We start from the raw sequence: 1,054 nt of genomic DNA, 5'->3' as shown, positions 1-1,054 counted from the left end.
CACATCGTGCCGTGGGAAGTCGTGCGAGAGCACACGTTCGAGAACATGATTCTTCTCTGCGCGGTGGACCATCTTCGCTATGACCTGGAGAAGTCGATCACGACACTCTCCGTGAGGAATTACAAGCGCAACCTGTCGATTGTAAATCACCGATACAACGACTTTGAGCGCCGAGTTCTCGAGGCCTTTGTTGATCAAGGGGTTGATGGCACCATCGAACTGGATTTCAGCTCCACGGTGACGATTAGCGTTCGGAACTTGGTTCAGGATCGTTTGGTGACGGTGTCGAGCCCTCCGCAAATGTCCGTTGTTCGTGCCGCACCGGGCAACTCGATTCGCAGCGTTCAACGGGCAGACGGCAGACACTACGTCGTTCCGGGTTCAGGTGTGCGAGTCGGCGGCTACGACGAGTATCGGCTCACGGAGCTGGGCAAGGATTTCGTTGAGCAGTGGTTTGGAGCGGGGGAGATTGACGCGCACGGGTGAAAAGCTCGTGGCGATCCGGCTGAGGCGGCGGTTGTGGGTTGCTGCGCGGCCATTTGGCTGCGTGCGGTTCTGATGATGACGGTGGCTGGGGCATCCGTCGTCAGGGGCTTGGGACGGTGAGGGGCGTTGCTTGCGTGAGCGATCGTGAGCTCGCGGCTTGAGCCGAGGTGAGGGGCGACTAGGCCGTCGGGTTGTCGTCGGTCTGCGTGGCCTGGGCTTCGTCTGGGGCTGGCGATGCGATCGACACCACTGGCCGCATGGTGCCGGAGGTCTTGCGGGCCGTGCGCCGTTTGAGCGCGTAGTCGTGGAAGTCGGCGATGGTGGGGCCGTCGGGCGGTCGCTCGACGGCGTCGTCGGGTTGGCGGGGTTGCATCGCGAGATCCGGGCGTTTGCTCGCGTCGAATGTCTCGCTGCTCCACAGGCAGTTGGGGCAGCGCAAGTAGAAGCCGAGGTCGTGGAGGTAGAGGACTGTCGGGTAATCGCAGAGCTTGCAGGTGTGCATGGGAGGACTGTAGCGGAGGCGTGGAGGCGGATCGCGTGGGCGGTGGCTTGTTGTGGGGCGGGTAGG

At 62.3% G+C, this 1,054-nt stretch carries 2 protein-coding genes; one reads left to right on the top strand and one right to left on the bottom strand.

The window, feature by feature from the left end:
* A partial coding sequence (locus E3T55_RS20315) for an HNH endonuclease (RefSeq protein ID WP_166791801.1) occupies window positions 1-486 on the top strand: 486 nt, incomplete at its 5' end.
* 178 nt (window positions 487-664) lie between these two features.
* Here E3T55_RS20315 and E3T55_RS15180 read toward each other — a convergent pair.
* Complete coding sequence (locus tag E3T55_RS15180) at window positions 665-988, bottom strand: hypothetical protein (RefSeq protein ID WP_134520406.1); 324 nt, start codon at window positions 986-988, stop codon at window positions 665-667.
* Window positions 989-1,054: the final 66 nt, after the last annotated feature.

The organism is Cryobacterium frigoriphilum, from assembly GCF_004403305.1.
In the GTDB taxonomy this organism is placed as follows: domain Bacteria; phylum Actinomycetota; class Actinomycetes; order Actinomycetales; family Microbacteriaceae; genus Cryobacterium; species Cryobacterium frigoriphilum.
The sequence above is the reverse complement of the archived record's forward strand: the minus strand, read 5'-3'. Positions and strand labels throughout refer to the sequence as shown.